The organism is Aeromonas sp. R1-2, assembly GCF_040908505.1.
GTDB lineage: Bacteria > Pseudomonadota > Gammaproteobacteria > Enterobacterales > Aeromonadaceae > Aeromonas > Aeromonas veronii.
Map to the genome: position 1 here is coordinate 14030 of NZ_JBFODU010000026.1, position 21860 is coordinate 35889.

The following is a 21860-nucleotide window of genomic DNA, read 5'->3' on the forward strand; positions in this document are numbered from 1 at the left end:
TGTTTTTGATGACTTGATGGTCGCCATGTCTGCGTTAGATCCGGTATTTGATACCTCATTTCATAGCCGCCTGCTGCATCCCAAATGGTGGGGCAGCTGGTGTGCGCTGGGCCTGCTTTCCCTGCTGGCATTTACCCCCGCGAGACTGAGGGATCGCTTTGCCGATCTGGTCTCACCGACCCTGCTGCGTTTTTCGAAAAAGCAGGCCTATATCGCCGATACCAACCTCAAGATCTGCTTTCCCGAGCTGGATGCCGCCGCACGTCAAGCGCTGCTGCTCAAATCGATCCGGGTCGGGCTCAAGACCTTTATGGGCTTTGGCGAGCTCAGCTGGCGCAGCAAGGCGCGGCTGACCCGCCGCATCAAGGTCACCGGCTGGGAGCATGTGCAAGCGGAGCAGGCTGCGGGCCGCCCGGTGATCCTGGTGGTGCCTCATACCTGGGCGGTCGACATGATTGGCCGCTACTTCTCCATGATGGGCATCGAGATGTGCACCATGATGAAGAGTCCGAAAGATCAGGTGTTCGACTGGTACATCAACCGCGAGCGGGCCAAAGCAGGCAAGGTCTATGAGCGCAGCGCCGGGATCAAACCGGCGATCAAGTCGATCCGCGCCGGTGCCAGTTTCTTCTATCTACCGGATCAGGATCATGGCCGCGAGGCGAGCGTGTTTGTTCCCTTCTTTGGCCGCCCTAAGGCAACCCTGCCAGCCTTGCCCAAGCTGGTGAAGCTGACCGGTGCCAGGGCCGTGCCCATCTTCGCCAGCTATGACGAGGATGAGGGGCGCTATCTGCTGGAGATCGAGCCGCCGTTTGACCCTTATCCCACCGCCGATCTGCTGGCAGACGTCAAAGCCATGAACCGGGTGGTGGAGATGCAGGTGGCGCGCCATCCCGAGCAGTACATGTGGTTTCTCAAGATATTCGAAACCCTGGAGCATCAGGAGGGGGATGACGGCCTCTATGAAGCAGGGATCCAGCGCATTCGTCAGGGTTTGCCGCCCGAACCTTGAAAATTGGCCCGCTTGCGGGCCATTTTTGTTGGCACAAGCGCCTTTCGTATTTGGTCTGCTGCTGGTGGTTTTTAAGGCGAACGGGTGGACAAAAACAGCGCAAACAGGGGATAACAGGGTGTCTTATGAAAGGGAGAGGCAGGTGAGCGTGCGCGGAGCTATCTTCGAGAGCGGAAATAGGGTAAAAGGGCGGCCATGAAAATTCCAAATCGAATCCAACCTCTGGTTGATGACGGCCTGGTCGATGAGGTCGTCAGCCGGTTGATGAGCGGCAAAGAGGCCGACGTCTATGTGGTGCGCTGCGGCGACGAGATCCGTTGCGCCAAAGTCTATAAAGAGGCGTCCAAGCGCAGCTTCAAGCAGGCCGTGGTCTATCAGGAGGGGCGCAAGGTGCGTAACAGCCGCAGCGCTCGCGCCATGGAGAAGGGCTCCAAGTACGGCCGCAAGCAGCATGAAGAGGTGTGGCAGAACACCGAGGTCGACGCCCTGTTCAAGCTGGCGGCGGCCGGTGTGCGGGTGCCGCAGCCCTATGTCTGCCTCGATGGCGTCCTCTTGATGGAACTTATCACCGATGAGGATGGCAATGTCGCGCCGCGCCTCAACGATGTGGCGCTTACCCCCGAGCAGGCGGTCATCGACCATGCCAAGGTGCTCCGTTACGTGGTGCGCATGCTCTGCGCCGGCCTTATCCACGGGGATCTCTCCGAGTTCAATGTGCTGGTGGATGAACAGGGCCCGGTCATCATCGACCTGCCCCAGGTGGTGGATGCCGCCGCCAACAACCAGGCCAAGGCGATGCTGGAGCGGGACGTCAACAATATGCGCAACTACTACGGCATGTATGCCCCCGAGCTGCTCAAGACCCGTTATGCCCAAGAGATGTGGGCGCTGTTTGAAGATGGCAAACTCACCCCCGAGAGCGAGCTGACCGGTCACTTTGAAGAGAGCCGCGCCGCCATCGATCTCGATTCGGTGCTGCAGGAGATCGAGAGCGCCGAAGAGGAGGCCTATGCCCGTCAGGCCCGGATGAAGGCGGAACAGGAAGACAGTTACTAAAGATTTTTAGTGGTCCACTCAATCTGGATACTTGGTTCGGTTGAACCTCGGATTTTGCTGGTGGCATCCCGCCATTGTGTTGATGTGGATGCGGCCAGTTGTTGTAATCCATCAGGTAATAACTGATTTCCCGCTTCTCCTCCCGTAGGTTCATGCCCCATCAATGGGATTCCACCAAGTCCCCTTGACGTCTGAACCCCATAAAATAGTGTCCGGGATGATTAGACCACTACAGGTGTTGAGCAGATTACCAAGTCCTCAGCTGGTTCCATTCAAACTACATCGATTTGGGCAACAATGACTTGACGATGGCACTACCGGCGGTCTCTTCTACCAGCTGGGGGTCGATGGTGGTGGGTTCGGTGCCGATATTGGTCACGTAGATTTGTTGGGCATCCGGCAGCAGCTTGGTACCGGCAGGCACCTGGGCGGCCCAGGCGGGAAGGGCAAACAGTCCGGCTACCATGCCGGCAATGAGAGTCTTGTTCATTGATAATCCTTGAGTTTTATTTGCTTCCAAAGCGAAATCAGTGTGCTGGATTGGCGATCGGATCTCAAGAGGCAATGGCCGAGGGAACGGCAGGCCCATCAGACTCCATTTTTAATGGCTCAAGGCCAGTCAGCTCATGGCTTGTCGCAGGTTATTGCCACGAATTAAGGGGCTGAAAGTTATCGATTGAAACCGAATAAAAAGCGCCTTTTACCATAACGTGAAGCAAAATAGCCTATTTAATAGGCCGCTTAATTCGCTGCAAAAACAAAAAACAGACGTTACATTAGGTTACAAATCAAGGCCGCCGGTGATCGGCATTTTTTTTGCCGATGCCTGCAAACGTTTTCAATGCCAACGGATGCGATCTAAAGGAACAAAAATGCGAAACATGATCACCATGGGTGAGTTCATCGTCAAAAAGCAGGCGGATTATCCTACCGCGACCGGCGAGCTGACCTCGTTGCTCAGCTCGATCCGCCTTGCTGCCAAGGTGGTGAACCGAGAGATCAACAAGGCGGGACTGGCGGATATCATCGGTTCCATGGGCGCTGAAAACGTACAGGGCGAGGTACAGCAGAAGCTGGATGTCTACGCCAACGAACGCTTCAAGGCGGCGCTCGAAGCGCGCGGCGAGGTGTGCGGCATGGCCTCGGAAGAGGAAGAGGACTTCGTCGCCTTTGACTCACCGCTCTCCAAAAACTCCAAGTATGTGGTGCTGATCGACCCGCTCGATGGCTCCTCCAATATCGACGTCAACGTCTCGGTCGGGACCATCTTCTCCATCTACCGCCGTTTGAGCCCGCAGGGTTCGCCGGTGACCCTGGAGGACTTTCTGCAGCCGGGCAACCGTCAGGTCGCCGCCGGTTATGTGGTCTACGGCTCCTCTACCATGCTGGTCTACACCACCGGTTTTGGCGTAAACGGCTTTACCTATGACCCCTCCATTGGATGCTTCTGCCTCTCCCACGAGAACATCCGCATTCCGGAAGAGGGCAAGATCTACTCCATCAACGAGGGTAACTACATCAAGTTCCCGGACGGGGTGAAGAAGTACCTCAAATATTGTCAGGAGCGGGACGAGGCGACCCACAGACCTTACACCTCACGTTATATCGGCTCCCTGGTCTCTGATTTCCATCGCAACCTGCTCAAGGGCGGCATCTACATCTATCCGTCCGGCACCAACTCGCCGAACGGCAAGCTGCGCCTGCTCTATGAGTGCAACCCGATGGCGTTTCTGGTGGAGCAGGCTGGTGGCAAGGCCTCCGATGGCTTTGGCCGCATCATGGATATCCAGCCTACCGCGTTGCACCAGCGTACCCCCTACTTCGTTGGCTCGACCAAGATGGTGGAGCGGGCCGAGGCCTTTATGCGCGAGTTCTCCGCCCATGAGGATCCAGCTAACCAGGGCTGATAGTACGCAGCTGACTGATAGCGAATAAAAAACGGGAGCCGATATGGCTCCCGTTTTAGTTGGCGTTATCTCTCTGGCTCGCCGCTAGCGTTGCAGAGATTCACTGGCTGTTGTTGGCCAGATCAGCCAGCAAACCATCCACCAGTTTCAGGCGCATGGCGCGATCCTGGGTCGGCACCTGGAAACGCAGCCGGGTCGGCCCGTCCATCTTGTAGACCCGTGGCTGGCTGGAGAGCAGTTTGACCAGATAGGCCGGATTGACCTTGGTCTCCTGGGTGAAGTCGAGATAGCCACCGCGCTCGCTCATCTCCACCCGGCGAATACCAAGGGCGGTTGCACGTTGACGGAAGGCCGCCAGCTCCAGCAGGGTTTTGGTCGCCTCCGGCAAGAGGCCGAAGCGGTCGATCAGCTCCACTTTCAGCTCGCGCAGCTCTTGCTCGTCCGCCGCACTGGCGATCCGCTTGTACATGGAGAGGCGCATGTTGACGTCCGGAATATAGTCATCCGGCAGCAGCGCAGGCAGGCGCAGCTCCACCTCGGTGTGCTGGCTCATCAGCTGCTCCAGTGACGGCTCCTTGCCATTTTTCAGTGCCTCGACCGCCTGCTCCAGCATCTCCATGTAGAGGGTGAAGCCGACCGATTCGATCTGGCCGCTCTGATCGTCGCCGAGCAGTTCGCCTGCGCCACGGATCTCCAGATCGTGGGTCGCCAGCGCAAAGCCGGCACCGAGATCTTCGAGCGAGGCGATCGCTTCCAGCCGTTTGGCCGCATCCTTGGTCATCAGCTTGGGATGGGGGGTGAGCAGGTAGGCATAGGCCTGATGATGAGAGCGGCCAACCCGGCCACGCAGCTGGTGCAACTGGGCCAGACCGAGATGATCAGCCCGATCCATGATGATGGTGTTGGCGCTCGGTACGTCGATACCGGTCTCGATAATGGTGGTGCAGACCAGCAGGTTAAAGCGCTGGTGGTAGAAGTCGGACATGATCCGCTCAAGGTCGCGCTCGCGCATCTGGCCGTGGGCGATGCCGATGCGGGCTTCCGGCACCAGCTCCGCCAGATCGGCGGCGCACTTCTCGATGCTCTCGACATCGTTGTGCAGGTAGTAAACCTGACCACCACGCTTGAGTTCCCGTAGTACCGCTTCGCGTACCACCGCCGGTTCGTGCTGGCGCACGAAGGTCTTGATGGCGAGTCGCTTGGCGGGGGGGGTGGCGATGATGGAGAGATCCCGCATGCCGGACATCGCCATGTTGAGGGTGCGCGGAATAGGGGTGGCGGTGAGAGTGAGGATATCCACATCGGCCCGCAGCGCCTTGATTTTCTCCTTCTGGCGCACCCCGAATCTGTGCTCCTCATCGACGATGAGCAGTCCCAGATCCTTGAAGGTGAGTTCGGAGCCGAGCAGCTTGTGGGTGCCGATGATGATGTCCACCTTGCCTTCAGCCAGCTCCTTCATCACAGCGTTCTGCTCCTTGGCGGAGCGGAAGCGGCTCAGTACCTCGACCCGCACCGGCCAGTTGGCGAAGCGGTCGCGGAAGTTATCGTAGTGCTGCTGGGCGAGCAGGGTGGTGGGCACCAGCACGGCAACCTGCTTGCCGCCGTGGACGGCCACAAACGCTGCCCGCATCGCCACTTCGGTCTTGCCGAAACCCACGTCGCCGCACACCAGTCTATCCATGCTCTTGGCTTGGCACATGTCCCCCAGCACCGCATTGATGGCGTTGAGCTGATCGTCGGTCTCCTCGAACGGGAAGCTGGCGGCAAACTGGCGATAGGCCTCTTTGTCGTGCTTGAAGGCAAAACCGGCGCGAGCGGCGCGATGAGCGTAGACATCCAGCAACTCGGCTGCCACGTCGCGCACCTTCTCCGCCGCCTTGCGCCGCGCCTTGCTCCAGGCCTCGCCGCCGAGCTTGTGGCTGGGCGGGTTATCAGAACCGGTGTAGCGGCTGATAAGGTGCAAACTGGTAACCGGCACGAACAGCTTGTCGCCGCCGGCATATTCGAGGGTCAAAAACTCGGTGGGCAGACCACCGGCGTCGATGGTTTCGAGCCCCAGATAGCGGCCGACCCCGTGATCCAGATGGACCACCGGCTGACCCTGGGTCAGCTCGCCCAGGTTTCTGATCACCGCATCGGAGCTTAAGTTTTTGCTCTTCTCTCGCGCCCGTTTGCTGCGCACCTTGCCGCCCAGCAGTTCGGTCTCGGTGATCAGCGCCAATGGATCCTGACCGGCCTCCTGCCACAGGAAGCCACGCTCAAGGGGTGCAACCAGCAGGCCGTGGCGGTCCGGGCTCGCCCTAAAGGCGTCGAGGGAGGGGAACTCTTTAGGTTGCAGCGAGATACGCGCCAGCAGATCGCCGAGCACCTCCCGTCGCCCTTCGGATTCCACCGCAAACAGGGTGCGCCCGGCAAAGCCTTGCAGGAACTGGTTGAGCGCCAGCAGGGGTTGTTCCTTGCTGTGATCGAGTTGCAGATCCGGCAGCGCCGAGATAGGCAGATCGTGCTGACCTGCATCGCCCGCAGTGGCGGCCTCTTGCAGCCGCACCGCGCCATATTGGCCGAGGGCGGCAAAGAGCTGCTCCACCGGCAGATAGAGCTGGGCCGGGGGGAGCAGGGGGCGAGTGTTGTCCCAGCGTCTGTCTTCATAACGCTGGCCGATGTCGTTCCAGAAGCGCTGGGCGGCGGGGTAGATGTCCCCCACAGTGAGCAGCAGGGTCTCTTCCGGCAGGTAGTCAAACAGGCTGGCGGTCTGGTTGAAGAAGAGCGGCAGATAATACTCGATGCCGGCGGGCCAGCGTCCCTTGCTCACCTCCTGATAGACGGAACCCTCGGCCCGCGACAGCTCGAACTGCTCGCGGAACTGGCCGCGAAACAGTTCGATGGCCGCCTCGTCGGTAGGGTATTCCCGGGCGGGCAGCAGGCTGACCGTCTTGACCGGTTCGCTGGAACGCTGGGTCTCGGGATCGAACGGGCGGATGGAGTCCACTTCATCGTCGAAGAAGTCGATGCGATAGGGGCTGCTGCTGCCCATGGGGAATAGATCGAGTAGGGAGCCGCGAGCGGCAAATTCGCCATGTTCCAGCACCTGATCCACCGCCACGTAACCCGCCTCGGCCAGCCGTCCGCGCAACTGTTGCAGATTGAGGCGCTGGCCGGCCTTCACCACCAGGCTGTATTTGTCGAGATAGACCCGGGGGGCGCAGCGCAACATCAGGGTGGAGATGGGGACAATCAATACACCCTTGCTCATCTGCGGTAGCTTGTAGAGGGTCTCTAGCCGCTGGGAGATGATGTCCTGATGGGGGGAGAAGGTGTCGTAGGGCAGGGTCTCCCAATCGGGGAACAGCAATACCGGCGCAGACTGATCGGCTAGCTGCTTGTCTGCCAGCAAATACTGAAGCTCCTGCTCCAGGCGCAGGGCGCTCGGGGTATCGGCGGTGATAAGCAGTACCGGCCCCTTGGCTTCACTGGTGAGACGGGCTGCAATCAGCGAGAGGCTGCTGCCGACCAGCTGGCCGAGCGTGATCTTTTGGCCCGCTTTGGCGGGCAAGGCGGGGAGTGTCATTGGCATGATTCGATTCTTTTAACGTTGACGTTATCTATCGCGACGTTCGCTATGGTTAGCGCTGACGTTCTTGGGCGCGCAGCTTGAGCTGCTTCGATTGCACGTGGAGGCTGGCACGAACCAGCAGTTCACGGTCATCTTCGCGGATCCGCACATAGTCGAGCTGCACATGGGTGCCATGTTCACCGCCGTCGAGCTGTTTGACCTGGCCATAGCAGTAGATGGCGGCCGCCTCTTCCCGCAGGAAGATCTTGAGGCGCACTATCTGGTGCAGGTGCGGCGCAGCCCCGTGATCATGATAGGGGTGCAGGTAGGTGAGCTGGCCAGCCCCGAAGCGCAGGGTGTGAAAGCGCTGCTCCGGATGGTCCTGCAGGGAGAGCACATAGCCCATGATCATGTCGATCTTGCGGGACTGCTGATTGACGATCTCGATCAGGTCGTGCATCGACTCGTTCTGGTTGCGCAGCAGGCGAGTGGTCACCAGATCGATGGAGGTAATGGCCGAAGAGATCCGAAAGGGCTCCGGCAGCTCAGCGTCCAGCTCCTCCAGCGAGGGGAGGTGGAAGTCGGCCGGCATGGGGATCACATTGACCGGCGTGGCATGAGTGACGCTGAAGAACTGTTCCTGCATGGAGGCTATCCCTTGTTGTCATGGACGGTTTCCCTTTATTATCCGGTATCTTATTTTGTTGGCAACGTACATATCCTTGAAGACCGGACTTTTTCAGCCCCTTTCGCTGGCCATCGGCCTGCGTTATGCAGGCTCGAAGCGCAGCAATCGCTTCGTCTCATTTATCTCCCTGTTCTCTACCTTTGGCATCGCCATCGGGGTTGCCGCCCTGATGGTGGTCATTTCGGTGATGAACGGTTTCGAAGGGCAGCTCAAAGGGCGCATCCTCGGGGTGATCCCCCATGTGGTGGTGACCAATCAGGCTGGCCGCATTGATGCAGACCCGCAAGGCTTGCCGGATCTGGCCAAATTGCCCCATGTGGTCGCCTCGGCCCCCATGCTCGACAGCGAAGGGATGCTGCAAAGCCCCGGCCAGCTGACCGGGGTGAGCGTGCAGGGGATTGACCCTGCGCAGTGGCCCAAGGATGACATCCTCCATAGCCAGATGTTGGGGGGGCGCCTCGATACCCTGCAGGCGGGTCACTACCGCATCGTGCTGGGGCAGGGGGTGGCACGTCGCCTCAATGTCTCCATCGGCGATCAGGTTCGTCTGATCCTGACCGAGGGGACCCGCTTCACCCCGTTTGGCCGGGTACCGGCCCAGCGCATCTTTACCGTCTCCGGCATCTTCGGGGTCGGCGCCGATGTGGATAACCAGATTGCGTTGATCGCCCTGGGGGATGCCCAGCGGCTGCTGCGCTTGCCGACAGAAACCGTCGGTGGCATTCGCCTCTGGCTAGATGATCCTTTTGCCGCTGACGAGGTGATCAAGACAACGTTGCCGGACGGATTGGTCTGGCAGGATTGGCGCCGCGAGCGGGGCGAGCTGTTCCAGGCGGTCGCCATGGAAAAACGGATGATGGGGCTGATGCTGGTGCTGATCATCGCCGTCGCCACCTTCAACATCCTCTCCGCGCTGGTGATGGTGGTGACGGACAAGGAGGGCGAAGTGGCCATCCTGCGCACCATGGGCATGAGTGAATCGGGGATCGTCAAAATATTCATGGTGCTTGGCGCCTCCAGCGGGGTGATTGGCGCCCTGTTTGGCGGACTGGCGGGCCTTGCGCTTTCCCTGGGTCTCAACCCCCTGCTCAATGCGGTGGGGCTCAACCTCTATATGGCGGCGGGCGGCAGTGGCCTGCCGGTGATTGTCGAGCCGGCTCAGGTCATCACCATTTTGCTGGGCGCCGTGCTGCTGAGCTTCAGTGCCACCCTCTATCCGGCGGCCCGCGCTGCGCGGGTGAAACCGGCCGAGGCGCTGCGTTATGAGTAATGCCGTGAATAATGCATCTTTTGTTGTGACTGGTGCCCCCGTAGTTGCGGGTGCCAGCGTTGTTACCGAGGCAAGTGGAGCCCCTGTTATGAATGAAGCCGTATCCCGTGAACCTCTGCTGCGCTGCCAGGCGCTTAATCATGTCTATAAAGAGGGGGAGCTGGAGACTCAGGTGCTCAAGGGGATCGATCTCTGTGTCGCGCCCGGTGAAATGCTGGCGGTGGTGGGGAGCTCGGGCTCCGGCAAGACCACTCTGCTGCATCTGATGGGGGCCCTCGACAACCCCTCCAGTGGCGCCGTGCTGTTCAAGGGGGAGGATATCCACCATTGGGATAGCCGCACCCAGGCCCGTTTTCGCAACCGCGAGCTGGGCTTTGTCTACCAGTTCCACCACCTGCTCTCCGAGTTCAGTGCCCTGGAAAATGCGGCCATGCCGCTGCTGATCGCCGGTGAGTCGGTGGCGGTTGCCACCGAAAAGGCAACCAAGATGCTGGGGCGGGTGGGGCTCTCCCATCGCTTGAATCACCGTCCCTCCGAGCTTTCTGGTGGCGAACGTCAGCGGGTGGCGATCGCCCGAGCGCTGGTCAACGAACCGAGTCTGGTGCTGGCGGACGAACCCACCGGCAATCTGGATCACGCCAGTGCCACCGCGGTGTACGAATTGCTGTGTGAACTGAACCGTGAACTGGGCACTGCGTTTGTGGTGGTGACCCACGACTTGAGCCTCGCGGCCAAGCTCCATCGCCGGGTGACCCTGGTGAGCGGCGTGATGGCGGAGGTTGCCTGATGTTCAAACCGCTGCCCCTTTTTCTGGGCCTGCGTTATAGCCGCTCCCGCCGTCGCAACGGGTTTATCGCCTTTATCTCTGCCTCTTCCCTGATCGGTATCGCCCTCGGGGTGATGGCGCTGATCCTGGGCCTCTCCGCCATGAACGGTTTCGAGCGGGAGCTTAAAGATCGGGTGCTCTCGGTCGTGCCGCAAGGTGAGCTGGACGCCGTCGAGCGGCCGCTGCCGGATTGGCCACGTCTGCGCGACTACCTGCTGGCCCAGCCGGGCGTTGAGGCGGCAGCGCCGGTCATTCGCCTCAATGGCCTGCTGGAGCATGGCTCTGCCCTCAAGGGGGTGCAACTGCGCGCCGTTCTGCCCGATCTGGAAGCCAATCTGTCGGATGCCGGCAAATACATGACGGGCCGTGGTCTGCGTGAGCTGCAACCTGGTGAACGTGGGGTGATCCTTGGCAAGACCATCGCCGACAAGCTGGGGGTCAAGGTGGGGGATTCGGTCGCCCTGCTGCTGCCGCAAGGGGGTGATCAGGCGGGGATCAAGAATCCTCGGCGCGAAGCCCTTACCGTGGTGGGCCTGCTGGAGATAGGCGGTCAGCTCGACGGCCTGCTCGGCTTTATGCATCTGGCCGATGCGCAAGCGATCACCGGCATGGGCAGCGATGTGGAGGGCTTCAGCCTGCGGGTGAGCGATGTGCTTAATGCACAAAATATTACGATCGCCGCCGCGCAGCAGTTCCCTCATCACGTCTATATCCGCAGCTGGATGAACAGCCAGGGCTACCTCTATCAGGACATCCAGATGGTGCGTACCGTCATGTATGTGGTGATGCTGATGGTGGTGGCCGTCGCCTGTTTCAACATCGTCTCCACCTTGGTGATGGCGGTGAACGAGAAGCGCAGCGAAATCGCCATCCTGAAAACCATGGGGGCGAGCCCTGGCCAGATCCGGCTCACCTTCGTCATTCAGGGGATGGTCAACGGCGTGGCCGGCGCCCTGCTCGGCGCCCTGCTGGGCGGGCTGCTCTCCAGCAAGCTGACCCAGATCCTGAGCGTTGTCGAAAAGCTCATCGGCCACCGCTTCCTCAATCCGGATATCTACTTCATCGACTTCTTGCCGACCGAGTTGCATATGCAGGATCTGCTTATCGTGACAGGCGCCGCCATCCTGATGAGTCTGGTGGCGACCCTCTATCCCGCCTGGCGGGCGAGCGGTCTGGTACCGTCCCGCGAGCTGGGGCACTGATGCGCCGCATCTAATGCGCAATAAAGAACGAAGGGCCCGCCGGTGCAAACCGGCGGGCCCTGCTGTTTTCAGGTCGCGTGGACTGGCTTAGTGCGCGTTCAGCTCATCGAGTGGCAGGGAGAAGCTGGCCACAAAGGTGTCGATAAAGTAGCGCATCTCATCGCTCATCCGGGCTGCCAGCATGGCCTCGAGGCGCTTGCGAGCCGGTTCGAACTCCCGGTTGCCCGCGTTGATCTCCTCCAGACACTTGGTATAGGCGCAGAGGGTGTCGGCATCCTTGACCAGCCTGGCCAGCCCGTCATCCTGGGCTGCCGAATCGAGCAGGGGGCGAAAGTCCTCCACCAGTTCCGGCGGCAGCATGCCAAGCAGACGCTGCTCGGCGGCCAGTTCTATCTTCTTGTACTCACGGGCAATTTCGGGGTTGAAGTATTTGACCGGGGTAGGCAGATCGCCGGTCAGCACTTCACTGCTGTCGTGGTAGAGGGCCATCACGGCGGCGCGGTCGGCATTCACGCTGCCGCCAAACAGCCGGTTTTTGATGATGCCGAGGGCATGGGCCACCATTGCGACCTGCAGGCTGTGTTCGGCAATGTTTTCCGGCTGGATGTTGCGCATCAGGGGCCAGCGGTAGATGAGTTTCATGCGGGCGAGATTGGCGAAAAAGTGGCTGGGTAACATGATGGCCTCAACAAAAGAGAATAGAAAAGGGCAGACCCTAGTCTGCCCTTTTTTTCGTTGCAGGGCAGCGTCTGCCCGCGCATTTCCCGTGTTTAGCGGATATAGCGGCCCGATTCCGCCTCCTGGTTGGTCACTATCATCTGGCCGATGGGCGCCAGACTGATGAGTGCCAGCTTGAGGTGCTGGATACCGAACGGGATACCGATAATGGTCACGAAGCAGGCCAGCGCGGAAGCGATGTGGCCGATGGCCAGCCAGACGCCGATCAGCACGAACCAGAGGATGTTGCCAATCAGCCCCAGAGTGCCGGTGCCGATATCGCTCTGGCCAGTCATGGTCTTGCGATTGACGGCCTGCTTGCCAAACGGGAAGAAGGTAAAGGTGCCGATCACGAAGCAGGCACGTCCCCAGGGGATGCCGACCAGCGAGATAAAGCAGACAAGACCGGCCAGCCACCAGGCCAGGCCCATAAAGACACCTCCCAGTACAAACCAGAGCAGATTGAACAAGAAGCGGAAAAAGGCCATGTGAGTGACTCCAGATCATCAATTTGGTTGCCACCATAACGAGGGAGGGGTAGGGACGCAATGGTTGATTGGTCCAATCGCCATTTGGCTGATCAAATTGAGTCGCCGCCCCCAACGGTGGGCTGTTTTTCGGCGAAAGATGGGCAATAAAGCTGCGTTCGGATGAAAAAAGGTGAGCAAACGCAAAATTATTGCGATCGGATAGTTGAAGTCGGGCACCTCTCTCCCCATATAAAGGGCAGTTTTGCACGAATTGTGCTTGCACGCCGCTCAATGTGGGGGATGTGTAGCTCGACTCGACCAAAGTGCGCCGCTATAATGCCGCGTCATATTTTCTCATCACAAAGACATATCGTTGTCTTTATAAACAGGAAGACTCCGGGCTTTGCCCAGGGGCAATAAAGGGTCAGCACACAGTGCTGAGTTGAACGAGGTAGAAGAATGCAAGTTTCTGTAGAGACAACCCAGGGTCTGGAACGCCGTCTTACCATCACTGTACCGGCCGCTACCGTAGACGCCGCTGTGCGTAAAGAATTGAATGGCCTGGCCAAAACTCGTCGCATCGACGGTTTCCGTCCTGGCAAGGCTCCGGTTGCCATCATCAAGAAGATGTTCGGCGCCATGGCTCACGCCCGCGTTGCTGATGAAATGATGCAGAGCAACTTCATCAAAGCCATCATCGAAAACAAACTGAGCCCGGCCGGTGCCCCGACCATGGATCCGAAAGAGATCAAAGAAGGTCAGGATTTCGAATTCACCGCCACTTTCGAAGTGTATCCGGAGTTCGAAGTTGCAGGTCTCGAGACCATCAAGGTCGAGAAGCCGGTTGCTACCGTGAAGGATGAAGATCTGGCCAACATGATCGACACCCTGCGCAAGCAGCACGCTACTTGGGCTGATGCCGATGTTGCCGCTGCCAATGGCATGCGTGTGACCATGGACTTCGTCGGTTCCATTGACGGTGAAGAGTTCGACGGCGGCAAAGCTGAAGGCTTCAACCTGGTGCTGGGCGCTGGCCGTATGATCCCGGGCTTCGAAGACGCCATCCTGGGCAAGAAAGCGGGCGACGAGTTCACCATCGAAGTGACCTTCCCGGCTGACTACCACGCTGAAAACCTGAAAGGCAAAGAAGCCAAGTTCGCTTCCAAGCTGATCAAGGTTGAAGAGCAGATCCTGCCTGAGCTGACCGAAGAGTTCGTGAAGCGTTTCGGTATCGAAAGCGGTTCTGTTGAAGAGCTGAAAGCCGAAGTGCGCAAGAACATGGAGCGCGAACTGGCTCAAGCCCTGAAAAACAGCGTGAAAGAGCAGGTTCTGAACGGTCTGGTTGAAGCCAACCAAATCGACCTGCCGAAAGCAGCTGTTGCTCAAGAGATCGACGCACTGCGTCAGCAGGCTCTGCAGCGCTTCGGTGGCTTCCAGGGCGGCAACGCTCCCGAGCTGCCGGCTGAACTGTTCCAGGCTCAAGCCGAGCGTCGTGTACGCGTAGGCCTGCTGCTGGGTGACGTGATCCGCACCAACGAGATCAAGGCTGACGATGCCCGTGTAAACAGCATCATCGAGTCCATGGCGACTGCCTACGAAGATCCGAAGGAAGTGATCGAGTACTACCAGAAGAACGAACAGATGCTGAACGGTGTTCGTAACCTGGCAGTAGAAGATCAAGCCATCGACCTGATCCTGTCCAAAGCGCAAGTGACCGAAAAAGAAGTTGCCTTTGACGAAGTGATCAACAAGTCTGGCGCCGCTGCCTAAGAACATTTGACTTAAGGTCAAGACTGTTAAGTATAATGGCTCGTGTGATCTCCACTCGGGCCATTTTATTTTAGGGACAATGCCTTATGTACAAGAACTATAACGATATGACCGATTCTCCCAGCAATGCGCTGGTCCCCATCGTGGTCGAACAGACTGCCAAGGGTGAACGTTCCTACGATATTTACTCCCGTCTGCTGAAAGAGCGGGTGATCTTCCTGACTGGTCAGGTTGAAGATCACATGGCCAATCTGGTGGTTGCCCAGCTGCTGTTCCTCGAGTCCGAGAATCCGGACAAGGACATCTATATTTACATCAACTCGCCGGGTGGTTCGGTGACTGCGGGCATGTCCATCTATGACACCATGCAGTTCATCAAGCCGGATGTCAGCACCGTCTGCATGGGGCAGGCCTGCTCCATGGGTGCCTTCCTGCTGGCTGGTGGTGCCAAGGGCAAGCGTTTCTGCCTGCCTAACGCCCGCGTGATGATCCACCAGCCACTGGGTGGCTTCCAGGGTCAGGCATCTGATATCCAGATCCACGCCCAGGAGATCCTGAAGATCAAAAATACCCTGAACGAGCGCCTGGCGTTCCACACCGGTCAGGACATGGCTACTATCGAGCGTGACACCGATCGTGACAACTTCATGTCCGCCGAGCAGGCCGTGGCCTATGGTCTGGTAGACGGTGTCCTGAGCCAGCGTAGCTGAGCAGGGTGTCCCGGTCTGTTGTAAACTCAACAGGCCGATCCATCCTCTATTGATAAAACGAGGTTGCTGAATGACAGAGAAACGCAAGGGTGAGGGTGATAAGCTGCTCTACTGCTCTTTTTGCGGCAAAAGCCAGCATGAAGTGCGCAAGCTGATCGCTGGCCCTTCCGTCTACATATGTGATGAGTGCGTCGAGCTGTGCAACGACATCATCCGCGAAGAGATCCGCGAGATCTCGCCCAAGCGCGATGGTAACGAGCTGCCGACCCCTCATCAGATCCGCGCTCATCTCGATGACTATGTGATCGGGCAGGAGTACGCCAAGAAGGTGTTGGCCGTTGCCGTCTACAACCACTACAAGCGTCTGCGCAACAGCGGCGAAAACAGTGGTGTGGAGCTCGGCAAATCCAACATCCTGCTGATTGGCCCGACCGGTAGCGGTAAAACCCTGCTGGCCGAGACTCTGGCTCGTCTGCTGGATGTGCCGTTCACCATGGCCGATGCGACCACCCTGACCGAAGCCGGTTATGTGGGCGAGGACGTGGAGAACATCATCCAGAAGCTGCTGCAAAAGTGCGACTACGACGTAGAGAAGGCCCAGCGTGGCATCGTCTACATCGACGAGATCGACAAGATCTCTCGCAAGTCGGACAACCCCTCCATCACCCGAGATGTCTCCGGGGAAGGGGTACAGCAGGCACTGCTCAAGCTGATCGAAGGGACCATTGCTTCCGTGCCGCCGCAAGGCGGTCGCAAGCATCCGCAGCAGGAGTTCTTGCAGGTTGATACCTCCAAGATCCTCTTCATCTGCGGCGGTGCCTTTGCCGGTCTGGACAAGGTGATCGAGCAGCGTTCCGTGAAGGGAACCGGTATCGGTTTTGGCGCCGAGGTGAAATCCAAGGATGCCAAGGCCACCCTGAGCGAGACCTTCGCCAAGGTAGAGCCGGAAGATCTGATCAAGTATGGTCTGATCCCCGAGTTCATCGGCCGTCTGCCGGTGGTCGCGACTCTGACCGAGCTGGACGAGTCCGCCCTTATCCAGATCCTGAAAGAGCCGAAAAACGCGCTGACCAAACAGTACGCTGCGTTGTTCGATCTGGAAGGGGTCGAGCTGGAGTTCCGTGACGACGCACTCAACGCCATTGCCCGCAAGGCGATGGAGCGTAAAACCGGTGCTCGTGGTCTGCGTTCCATCGTGGAAGCCGTGCTGCTGGATACCATGTATGACCTGCCTTCTCTGGAAGGGGTCAGCAAGGTGGTGATCGACGAGACCGTGATCAAAGGGGACTCTGCGCCCTTGATGATCTACGAGAATCCCGAAACCCAGGCTGCTGCATCAGAGTAAATGTCTGATTTTTAATCAAATGGAAGGGGCTTTTTGCCCCTTTCATGCTTTTTACGGTTTCGGCGATTGAATCTCATCTCAGCGCCCCCATATACTCAGCCAAGCGCTTTGCCAACGGTATAACAAGCCGAGAGGACATATATGAACCTAGAGCGTTCAGAACGCATCGAGATTCCCGTCCTGCCTCTTCGTGACGTGGTGGTTTATCCCCACATGGTCATTCCACTCTTTGTGGGGCGGGAAAAATCCATTCGCTGTCTGGAAGCGGCCATGGAGCAGGACAAGAAAGTTCTGCTGGTGGCCCAGAAGGATGCGTCAACCGATGAGCCAACGGTGGAGGAGATCTTCACCGTCGGGACAGTGGCCAATATTCTGCAGATGCTCAAGCTGCCGGACGGCACCGTCAAGGTGCTGGTAGAGGGGGGACAGCGTGCCCGCCTGGAGCGGATGATCGACGACAAGGATTTCTTTGTCTGCGAGGCCCAGTACATCCCCTCCCAAGCCATTGAGGAGAAAGATCAGGAAGTACTGGTTCGCTCCGCCATCGGCCAGTTTGAAGGCTATATCAAGCTCAACAAGAAGATCCCGCCCGAGGTACTGACCTCGATCTCGGCGATCGACGATGCTGCGCGTCTGGCTGACACCATGGCGGCCCACATGCCGCTCAAGCTGGAAGACAAGCAGAAGGTGCTGGAGATCGTCTCTGTCTCCGAGCGCATCGAATTCCTGATGGCGATGATGGAGTCGGAAATTGACCTGCTGCAGGTCGAGAAGCGCATCCGTACTCGCGTCAAGAAGCAGATGGAAAAGAGTCAGCGCGAGTATTACCTCAACGAGCAGATGAAGGCCATCCAGAAAGAGCTGGGTGAGCTGGAAGATAGCCCGGATGAGTTTGAAGCCCTCAATCGCAAGATTGAAGAGGCTGGCATGCCGGAAGATGCCCGTGAAAAGGCCCAGGCCGAGCTTGCCAAGCTGAAGATGATGTCTCCCATGTCCGCCGAGGCTACCGTGGTGCGCAGCTATGTGGACTGGATGGTACAGGTGCCGTGGAAGGCGCGCTCCAAGGTCAAGAAAGATCTTGGTAAGGCGCAAGAGGTGCTGGATGCCGATCACTATGGCCTCGAGAAGGTCAAGGATCGCATCCTCGAATATCTGGCGGTACAGGCACGGGTGAACAAGCTCAAGGGTCCCATCCTCTGTCTGGTAGGCCCTCCCGGCGTGGGTAAGACCTCGCTCGGTCAGTCCATCGCCAAGGCCACCGGTCGCAAGTACGTGCGCATGGCGCTGGGTGGGGTGCGTGACGAGGCGGAGATCCGCGGTCACCGCCGTACCTATATCGGTTCTATGCCCGGCAAACTCATCCAGAAGATGGCGAAAGTCGGTGTGAAGAACCCGCTGTTCCTGCTCGACGAGATCGACAAGATGAGCTCGGACATGCGCGGCGATCCTGCCTCTGCCTTGCTGGAAGTGCTGGATCCGGAACAGAACAACAGCTTCAACGATCACTACCTGGAAGTGGATTATGACCTGTCGGACGTCATGTTCGTGGCCACCTCCAACTCCATGAACATCCCGGGTCCGTTGCTGGACCGGATGGAAGTGATCCGTCTCTCCGGTTACACCGAAGATGAGAAGCTCAACATTGCCAAGCAGCATCTGGTTGCCAAGCAGATCCAGCGAAACGGCCTGAAAGAGTCCGAGATCACCATCGAAGATTCTGCCCTGGTCGGGGTGATCCGCTACTACACCCGCGAGGCGGGTGTGCGGAGTCTGGAGCGCGAGATCTCCAAGATTTGTCGCAAGGCGGTCAAGCGCATCCTGCTGGACAAGAGCATCAAGCATGTTCAGGTCAATCAGGAGAACCTCAAGGAGTTCCTCGGGGTGCAGCGTTTCGATTACGGCAAGGCCACCGACCAGAACCAGGTGGGTCAGGTGTGTGGTCTGGCGTGGACCGAAGTGGGGGGCGATCTGCTCACCATCGAGACCACCAACATGCCGGGCAAGGGCAAGCTCACTTATACCGGTTCTCTCGGTGACGTGATGCAGGAGTCGATCCAGGCGGCCATGACGGTCGTAAGAGCCCGTGCCGAGAAGCTGCGCATCAATGCCGACTTCTACGAGAAGCGCGATATCCACGTGCACGTACCGGAAGGGGCAACCCCGAAAGATGGTCCGAGCGCCGGTATCGCCATGTGCACCGCCCTGGTCTCCAGCTTGACCGGTAATCCGGTTCGTGCTGATGTGGCGATGACAGGGGAGATCACCTTGCGCGGCGAAGTGCTGCCCATCGGTGGTCTCAAGGAGAAGTTGCTGGCAGCCCATCGTGGCGGCATCAAGCGAGTGCTTATTCCGAAAGAGAACGAGCGTGACCTTGAGGAGATCCCGGCAAACGTCAAACAAGACCTTGAAATTTATCCGGTTCGCTGGATTGACGAGGTGCTGGAATTGGCGTTGCAGGACAATCCACAGGGGTTTGAGCGCGTTTCTGTCGTGTAAATGTTGATGCGCCGCAAATTTGGCGCATTCGGCGGGTGGTTAAGGCTTGCATGCGCCCGATAACGGAAGTAGCCTTGACCACCGATCGGGTACTCGTGATGAGTCGCAATGCGTTGTGTGGCGCGGGTTTGCGCCAGATTGTCACTTGCAACTGATCAGGAGGCTTGCTATAAAACCTCCACTTGTTGTGGCCAGGGAAATCAGCGCCGCAGCGGTGTTTGATAAAAGGGGAATATAAGAGTGAATAAATCTCAACTGATTGACAAGATTGCAGACGGTGCCGATATCTCCAAAGCTGCCGCTGGCCGTGCGTTGGATGCCTTCATTGATGCTGTTGGTGAAGCGCTGAAAGAGGGTGACCAGGTTGCTCTGGTTGGTTTCGGTACTTTCGCTGTACGCGAGCGTGCTGCCCGTTCAGGCCGTAACCCGCAGACTGGCGCGACCATCGAAATCGCTGCTGGTAAAGTTCCTGCCTTCAAAGCCGGTAAGGCCCTGAAAGACGCTGTTAACTAAGTCGGTCGCTGATATCCGTCGGCTACCGTCCTTGGTCGCAGACCAGACAAGTTAGAGAGTCTTCTCTCATACTGATTGACCAAGGCGCATCGCAATCGGTGCGCCTTTTTATTGTTTACGCCCATCGAGTTCGGGAGCATAAGTACAAACATGATGTTGGATAAACTACGCGAAGGGGCGCAGGGCAAGGTAGCCAAGGTTATCTTGGGCCTGATCATCCTCTCCTTTGCCTTGGCTGGTGTAGGTAGTTACCTGAACGGCCCGGCCCGTACCGCCCCCGCCACCGTCAATGGCACCGAGATCAGTGCTGCGGCACTGGAAAATGCCTACCGTAACGAGCGCGCCCGCATGGAATCCCAGATGGGAGAGGCATTCAGCCAGTTGGCCGCGAACCCCGATTACATGAAACAGTTCCGCCGTGGCGTACTGGATCGCCTGATCGATCAGGCGCTGCTGGACAGCAAGGCCCGTGAACTGGGTCTGCGCATCAGTGACGAACAGATCAAGCAAGCCATCGTGGCCATGCCGGAGTTTGCCGAGAACGGCAAGTTCAACAATGATCGCTATCTGCAGCTGATCCGTCGTGCCGGCATGACTCCTGAAATGTTCCGTGACTCCCTGCGTCAGGACATGGTGCGTCAACAGTTGATGAGCGCTCTGCTGGGCACCGAATTCTCCCTCAAGGGGGAAGCGGAGCAGCTCGACAAGCTCTACAACCAGACTCGCGATCTGCGTCTGGTGCGTCTGGCTGCCGCCAACTACATGGCTGACGTTCAGGTCTCCGACAACGAGCTGGAGCAGTACTACAAGACCAATGGCGCCCGTTTCATGAACGACGAGCAGGTCAAGGTCGACTATCTGCTGCTGGACGCTGCCAACCTCGCCAAGGATATCAAGGTCACCGAGCAGGATGCCCAAGATTACTACGATCAGCACCAAGATCTGTTCCAGCGTGCCGAGCGTCGCCATGTGGCTCATATCCTGATCCCGTTTGGCAAGGATGAGAAAGCGGCCGAGCAGAAAGCAGAAGCCGTTTTGGCCAAAGCCAAGGCGGGCGATGATTTCGCTGCGCTGGCCAAGGCTGACTCTTCCGATACCTTCTCTGCCAAAAAAGGCGGCGAGCTGGACTGGTTCGAGAAAGGGGTGATGGATCCGGCCTTCGAGAAAGCCGCGTTCGCCCTGAACAAGGCTGGCGATCTCTCCGGCGTGGTGAAGAGCCCGTTCGGTTTCCACATCATCAAGCTGCTGGGGGTTGAAGCAGCCCAGACCAAGCCGTTTGCCGATGTGAAAGAAGAGATCATCACTCGTCTGCAAGCTGACAAGGCTAAGGAGAAATTCTTCGCCGAGCAGCAGAAGATGGCTGACAACAGCTTCGAAAACCCGGACTCGCTGGATCTGACCGCTGATGCCATGGGGATGAAGGTTCAATCTTCCGATTTCTTCACCCAGGCGACTGCTCCGGCTCCGCTGAACGATCCCAAGGTGCTCTCCGTGGCGTTCTCCGAACAGCTGCGCGATGACAACACCAACTCCGACGTGATCGAGCTGGCTGACGGCAAGGCGCTGGTGCTGCACATCACTGGTCACAAGCCCAAAGCGGTCAAGCCGCTGGCCGAGGTGAAAGAGCAGGTGATTGCCGCCATCAAGCATGACAAGGCTAGCGAAGTGGCCCGTGGCAAGGCCCAGGGCCTGCTGGACAAGCTGAAAGTCGGTGAGAGCATCACCGCCGATCTGACTGCACTCGGTCTGAAGGTGGAGACCCACAAAGGGGTTGCCCGCTTCGATCGCGAGCTGGATCAGAACCTGATTGCCCAGGCGTTCACGCTGCCCCATCCGATCGACGGCAAGCCGAGCGTGGCTCTGGTTGCCGAGACCAATGGTGACCGCGTTGTAGTTGCGCTGGACAAGGTCAACGTCCCTGCCGCCGCATCTGGTATGGCTGCCATGCTGCAAGCTCAGCTGGGTCAGGGCAAAGCCCAGGTGGATTACAAGTCTCTGATCGACGAGCTGCGCAAAGCAGCCAAGATCGAGTACTTCACCAGTGTGGAAGCGACCGTCGAGTAATCGGCACTGCGCAACCCATTGAAAACGGCTCCTTGATGGAGCCGTTTTTTTATCTGTGGGCAAGAGGGGGGATACTCAAGCTCTGTGCTCTGTGCTCTGTGCTCTGTGCTCTGTGCTCTGTGCTCTGTGCTCTGTGCTCTGTGCTCTGTTCTGTGGCGTGTAGTCACACCGCGGTTATACGCCATCTCAGTCGTCTAAAAACGGGATATAAAAAAACCGGCACCTGAGTGCCGGTTTTGCATTGCGCACTTGCGCACTTGC

The 21860-nt window shown here is 58.5% G+C and carries 16 protein-coding genes and 2 pseudogenes; 12 read left to right on the top strand and 6 right to left on the bottom strand.

What is annotated here, in order from left to right; all coding sequences use genetic code 11:
* Positions 1–16 precede the first annotated feature (16 nt).
* Positions 17–1012 (top strand): lauroyl-Kdo(2)-lipid IV(A) myristoyltransferase, encoded by a 996-nt coding sequence (locus AB5Y76_RS10150; protein ID WP_263717292.1) that lies wholly within the window; start codon positions 17–19, stop codon positions 1010–1012.
* A 195-nt stretch (positions 1013–1207) separates the two neighbouring features.
* Positions 1208–2068, top strand: coding sequence for a PA4780 family RIO1-like protein kinase (locus AB5Y76_RS10155; protein WP_263717291.1), 861 nt, complete (start codon positions 1208–1210; stop codon positions 2066–2068).
* A 16-nt stretch (positions 2069–2084) separates the two neighbouring features.
* On the opposite strand, the pseudogene AB5Y76_RS10160 reads toward AB5Y76_RS10155, so the two are convergent.
* Positions 2085–2222 (bottom strand): annotated as a pseudogene (locus AB5Y76_RS10160) (IS3 family transposase); the annotation flags it as partial.
* A 150-nt stretch (positions 2223–2372) separates the two neighbouring features.
* A pseudogene (locus AB5Y76_RS10165) lies at positions 2373–2558 on the bottom strand (oligopeptide ABC transporter substrate-binding protein OppA); the annotation flags it as partial.
* Between the two features lie 382 nt (positions 2559–2940).
* Here AB5Y76_RS10165 and fbp point away from each other — a divergent pair.
* Entirely contained in the window at positions 2941–3975 is a 1035-nt protein-coding gene (gene fbp, locus AB5Y76_RS10170) for a class 1 fructose-bisphosphatase (protein WP_005336993.1), read from the top strand.
* A gap of 100 nt (positions 3976–4075) precedes the next feature.
* On the opposite strand, the gene mfd is transcribed toward fbp, so the two are convergent.
* Positions 4076–7543: a transcription-repair coupling factor gene (mfd, locus tag AB5Y76_RS10175; RefSeq protein WP_263717387.1), complete on the bottom strand. Its 3468-nt coding sequence runs from the start codon at positions 7541–7543 to the stop codon at positions 4076–4078.
* A 55-nt stretch (positions 7544–7598) separates the two neighbouring features.
* Positions 7599–8174 (bottom strand): hypothetical protein, encoded by a 576-nt coding sequence (locus AB5Y76_RS10180; protein ID WP_005336991.1) that lies wholly within the window; start codon positions 8172–8174, stop codon positions 7599–7601.
* A gap of 76 nt (positions 8175–8250) precedes the next feature.
* Here AB5Y76_RS10180 and AB5Y76_RS10185 point away from each other — a divergent pair, with 76 nt between their 5' ends.
* The 3 genes from AB5Y76_RS10185 (at position 8251) to lolE (ending at position 11514) form a co-directional block, all read left to right on the top strand.
* Positions 8251–9486, top strand: coding sequence for a lipoprotein-releasing ABC transporter permease subunit (locus AB5Y76_RS10185; protein WP_263717289.1), 1236 nt, complete (start codon positions 8251–8253; stop codon positions 9484–9486).
* Between the two features lie 88 nt (positions 9487–9574).
* Positions 9575–10273, top strand: coding sequence for a lipoprotein-releasing ABC transporter ATP-binding protein LolD (gene lolD, locus AB5Y76_RS10190; RefSeq protein ID WP_005336988.1), 699 nt, complete (start codon positions 9575–9577; stop codon positions 10271–10273).
* Positions 10273–11514, top strand: a complete 1242-nt coding sequence (gene lolE / locus AB5Y76_RS10195) for a lipoprotein-releasing ABC transporter permease subunit LolE (protein WP_005336986.1) — start codon at positions 10273–10275, stop codon at positions 11512–11514. The genes lolD and lolE overlap by 1 nt, the downstream gene beginning before the upstream one ends.
* Before the next feature lie 87 nt (positions 11515–11601).
* Here the strand turns inward: lolE and yfbR are convergent, their stop codons facing one another.
* Together yfbR and AB5Y76_RS10205 are read right to left on the bottom strand one after the other, a co-directional pair.
* Positions 11602–12192 (bottom strand): 5'-deoxynucleotidase, encoded by a 591-nt coding sequence (gene yfbR, locus AB5Y76_RS10200; RefSeq protein ID WP_216948481.1) that lies wholly within the window; start codon positions 12190–12192, stop codon positions 11602–11604.
* A gap of 92 nt (positions 12193–12284) precedes the next feature.
* Positions 12285–12719 (bottom strand): YccF domain-containing protein, encoded by a 435-nt coding sequence (locus tag AB5Y76_RS10205; RefSeq protein WP_005336982.1) that lies wholly within the window; start codon positions 12717–12719, stop codon positions 12285–12287.
* A 441-nt stretch (positions 12720–13160) separates the two neighbouring features.
* Here AB5Y76_RS10205 and tig point away from each other — a divergent pair, with 441 nt between their 5' ends.
* From tig to ppiD, 6 genes are all read left to right on the top strand, one after another.
* A complete protein-coding gene (gene tig, locus AB5Y76_RS10210; protein WP_005345092.1) occupies positions 13161–14471 on the top strand; it encodes a trigger factor in 1311 nt (436 codons plus the stop codon).
* A gap of 86 nt (positions 14472–14557) precedes the next feature.
* Positions 14558–15181 (top strand): ATP-dependent Clp endopeptidase proteolytic subunit ClpP, encoded by a 624-nt coding sequence (gene clpP, locus AB5Y76_RS10215; RefSeq protein WP_005336979.1) that lies wholly within the window; start codon positions 14558–14560, stop codon positions 15179–15181.
* 70 nt (positions 15182–15251) lie between these two features.
* On the top strand, positions 15252–16526 hold the full coding sequence (gene clpX, locus AB5Y76_RS10220) for an ATP-dependent protease ATP-binding subunit ClpX (protein ID WP_005336977.1): 1275 nt from the start codon (positions 15252–15254) through the stop codon (positions 16524–16526).
* Positions 16527–16667: 141 nt separating this feature from the next.
* The gene (gene lon / locus AB5Y76_RS10225) at positions 16668–19022 is read left to right on the top strand and encodes an endopeptidase La (RefSeq protein ID WP_005336976.1); all 2355 of its coding nucleotides are present in this window, start codon (positions 16668–16670) and stop codon (positions 19020–19022) included.
* Positions 19023–19262: 240 nt separating this feature from the next.
* Positions 19263–19535, top strand: coding sequence for a nucleoid-associated protein HU-beta (hupB, locus tag AB5Y76_RS10230; protein ID WP_005315375.1), 273 nt, complete (start codon positions 19263–19265; stop codon positions 19533–19535).
* Positions 19536–19685: 150 nt separating this feature from the next.
* Positions 19686–21599 carry a peptidylprolyl isomerase gene (gene ppiD, locus AB5Y76_RS10235; protein WP_263717288.1) on the top strand — a complete coding sequence of 638 codons (1914 nt, stop codon included), beginning with the start codon at positions 19686–19688 and terminating at the stop codon, positions 21597–21599.
* Positions 21600–21860 lie beyond the last annotated feature (261 nt).

Coding starts and splice junctions, on each gene's coding strand:
- AB5Y76_RS10150 (WP_263717292.1), top strand. CDS start 17: ATGGTCGCCATGTCTGCGTTAGATCCGGTATTTGATACCTCATTTCAT.
- AB5Y76_RS10155 (WP_263717291.1), top strand. CDS start 1,208: ATGAAAATTCCAAATCGAATCCAACCTCTGGTTGATGACGGCCTGGTC.
- fbp (WP_005336993.1), top strand. CDS start 2,941: ATGCGAAACATGATCACCATGGGTGAGTTCATCGTCAAAAAGCAGGCG.
- mfd (WP_263717387.1), bottom strand. CDS start 7,543: ATGACACTCCCCGCCTTGCCCGCCAAAGCGGGCCAAAAGATCACGCTC.
- AB5Y76_RS10180 (WP_005336991.1), bottom strand. CDS start 8,174: ATGCAGGAACAGTTCTTCAGCGTCACTCATGCCACGCCGGTCAATGTG.
- lolD (WP_005336988.1), top strand. CDS start 9,575: ATGAATGAAGCCGTATCCCGTGAACCTCTGCTGCGCTGCCAGGCGCTT.
- lolE (WP_005336986.1), top strand. CDS start 10,273: ATGTTCAAACCGCTGCCCCTTTTTCTGGGCCTGCGTTATAGCCGCTCC.
- yfbR (WP_216948481.1), bottom strand. CDS start 12,192: ATGTTACCCAGCCACTTTTTCGCCAATCTCGCCCGCATGAAACTCATC.
- AB5Y76_RS10205 (WP_005336982.1), bottom strand. CDS start 12,719: ATGGCCTTTTTCCGCTTCTTGTTCAATCTGCTCTGGTTTGTACTGGGA.
- tig (WP_005345092.1), top strand. CDS start 13,161: ATGCAAGTTTCTGTAGAGACAACCCAGGGTCTGGAACGCCGTCTTACC.
- clpP (WP_005336979.1), top strand. CDS start 14,558: ATGTACAAGAACTATAACGATATGACCGATTCTCCCAGCAATGCGCTG.
- clpX (WP_005336977.1), top strand. CDS start 15,252: ATGACAGAGAAACGCAAGGGTGAGGGTGATAAGCTGCTCTACTGCTCT.
- lon (WP_005336976.1), top strand. CDS start 16,668: ATGAACCTAGAGCGTTCAGAACGCATCGAGATTCCCGTCCTGCCTCTT.
- ppiD (WP_263717288.1), top strand. CDS start 19,686: ATGATGTTGGATAAACTACGCGAAGGGGCGCAGGGCAAGGTAGCCAAG.